This is a genomic window from Rhizobacter sp. (genome assembly GCF_035702065.1).
In the GTDB taxonomy this organism is placed as follows: domain Bacteria; phylum Pseudomonadota; class Gammaproteobacteria; order Burkholderiales; family Burkholderiaceae_C; genus Rhizobacter.
Genome location: NZ_DASSRA010000351.1, coordinates 1 through 2,410, shown reverse-complemented (window position 1 = coordinate 2,410; position 2,410 = coordinate 1). Strand labels below are relative to the sequence as shown.

2 protein-coding genes and 1 pseudogene are annotated in these 2,410 nt (G+C 66.3%); 2 read left to right on the top strand and 1 reads right to left on the bottom strand.

Annotated features, from left to right (window positions below):
* Positions 1 to 120: 120 nt before the first annotated feature.
* Both hslV and hslU read left to right on the top strand, forming a co-directional pair.
* Entirely contained in the window at positions 121 to 669 is a 549-nt protein-coding gene (gene hslV, locus VFL64_RS15595; RefSeq protein WP_489541295.1) for an ATP-dependent protease subunit HslV, read from the top strand.
* Between the two features lie 8 nt (positions 670 to 677).
* On the top strand, positions 678 to 2,000 hold the full coding sequence (gene hslU / locus VFL64_RS15590) for an ATP-dependent protease ATPase subunit HslU (protein WP_489541294.1): 1,323 nt from the start codon (positions 678 to 680) through the stop codon (positions 1,998 to 2,000).
* A gap of 7 nt (positions 2,001 to 2,007) precedes the next feature.
* Here hslU and VFL64_RS15585 read toward each other — a convergent pair.
* A pseudogene (locus tag VFL64_RS15585) lies at positions 2,008 to 2,410 on the bottom strand (sugar ABC transporter substrate-binding protein); the annotation flags it as partial.

Sequence of the window (2,410 nt, the reverse complement as noted above, 5' to 3'; positions counted from 1 at the left end):
CGCCCTGTTCTTCGGCGCCATGGGCATCAACGAGCACGCGACGGTGAAGGTCCGGACCGTCTGACCGCCGGGCGCAACGACGCGCCTTGAAACCGGCGGTCTCGCCGCCACGTGTCTCCGATGGACAGCTATCACGGCACGACCATTCTGAGCGTGCGCCGCGGCAATGTCGTCGCCCTCGGCGGCGACGGCCAGGTGACCCTGGGCAACGTGGTCGTCAAGGCCACGGCACGCAAGGTGCGCAAGCTCTACCGCGACCAGGTGCTGGCCGGCTTCGCGGGTGCCACGGCCGACGCGTTCACCCTCTTCGAGCGCTTCGAGGCCAAGCTCGAGAAGCACCAGGGCCACCTGGTGCGCGCCGCCATCGAGCTCACCAAGGACTGGCGCACCGACCGCGTGCTGCGCCGCCTGGAGGCCATGCTGGCCGTGGCCGACAAGGAAGCCTCGCTGATCATCACCGGCAATGGTGATGTGCTGGAGCCCGAGCGCGGCATCGTGGCCATCGGCTCCGGTGGCTCGTACGCCCAAGCGGCCGCGCAGGCCCTGCTGGCACACACCGACATGGCGCCCAAGGACATCGTCAAGCGCTCGCTCGAGATCGCCGGCGAGCTGTGCATCTACACCAACCAGAACCACATCATCGAAACCCTGAACGGGCCCGAGGCATGAGTTTCAACATGACCCCGTCGGAGATCGTCTCCGAGCTCGACCGCCACATCGTCGGCCAGGCCGCCGCCAAGCGCGCGGTGGCCATCGCCCTGCGCAACCGTTGGCGCCGCCAGCAGGTGGATGAAGCCCTGCGCGGCGAGATCACGCCCAAGAACATCCTGATGATCGGCCCCACCGGCGTGGGCAAGACCGAGATCGCGCGCCGACTGGCCAAGCTGGCCGATGCCCCCTTCATCAAGGTCGAGGCCACCAAGTTCACCGAGGTGGGCTACGTGGGCAAGGACGTCGACACCATCATCCGCGACCTGGTCGACATGGCGGTGAAGCAGGAGCGCGAGCACGCCATGCGCCGCCAGCGCACGCGCGCCGAAGACGCCGCAGAAGACCGCGTGCTCGACATCCTGGTGCCACCTCCGCGCAGCGACTTCGGCCTCACGCCCACACCCAGCAGCGACAACACCGCGCGCCAGGTGATGCGCAAGCGCCTGCGCGAAGGCTCGCTCGCCGACAAGGAAATCGAGATCGAGGTCGCCGACCCCAAGCCCACGCTGGAGATCATGGGCCCGCCCGGCATGGACGACATGGCCGAGCAGCTCAAGGGCATGTTCGCCAACCTCGGCGGTGGCAAACGCAAGCAACGCAAGGTGAAGATCGCCGAAGCGCTGAAGCTGCTCACCGAGGAAGAGGCGGCCAAGCTCGTGAATGAAGATGAGATCAAGGCCCAGGCCGTCACCAACACCGAGCAGAACGGCATCGTGTTTCTCGACGAGATCGACAAGGTGGCTTCGCGCTCCGACAGCCAGGGCGCTGATGTGTCTCGCCAGGGCGTGCAGCGCGATCTGCTTCCGCTGGTCGAAGGCACCACGGTCAACACCAAGTACGGCATGGTGAAGACCGACCACATCCTGTTCATCGCCTCGGGCGCCTTCCATCTGAGCAAACCCAGTGACCTGATCCCCGAGTTGCAGGGCCGCTTCCCGATCCGTGTGGAGCTGGGCTCGCTGAGCGTGGACGACTTCGAGGCCATCCTCACGCAAACACATGCGAGCCTGGTCAAGCAGTACCAGGCCCTGCTCGCCACCGAAGGCGTGACGCTCGAACTCCAGCCCGACGGCATCCGCCGCCTGGCGCAGATCGCCTACGACGTGAACGAGCGCACCGAGAACATCGGCGCGCGGCGCCTGTCGACGGTGATGGAGCGGCTGCTCGACGAGGTGAGCTTCGATGCCCCCAAGCTGTCGGGGCAGACGGTGTCACTCGGTGCGGCGGAAGTCGACGCGAAGCTGGGCGACCTGTCCAGAAACGAAGACCTCTCGCGCTACATCCTCTGAGCGACTCTCAAGGCTTGGGTGGGCGCGCTGCGGCCACGAAGCGGTTCATGGCGTCGACGCTCGAGACGCGGTCGTCGTTCCAGAACGCGGCCACCGTATCCTTGAAAGCATCTTCGATCACGGCCGGTTGCGCCATCTTGTGCGCGATGGACGGCACCAGCGTGTTGATCATCGCGGTGGCCGTGAAGTAGGCCCCGGACTCCTGGCCGCACAGATCGAAGCGGCTCATGTTGACGCCCGCCGCCACCGGGATCGACCCCTTGTTGAGGTTGAACGTCTCCTGAAAGGCCGGGCTCATGATCGAGGCCACCAGCGCGCGCTGCGCAGAGCGCGCCGGCACGCTCTTCAGCTGGAACATTGCAAAGCTGTCGATGTTGAAGATGTAGGACCGCTCGGTGCCGGGCGCCGAC

Bases quoted from the DNA above. Each gene is read 5' to 3' on its own strand.
- hslV (WP_489541295.1), top strand. From the start codon at position 121: ATGGACAGCTATCACGGCACGACCATTCTGAGCGTGCGCCGCGGCAAT.
- hslU (WP_489541294.1), top strand. From the start codon at position 678: ATGACCCCGTCGGAGATCGTCTCCGAGCTCGACCGCCACATCGTCGGC.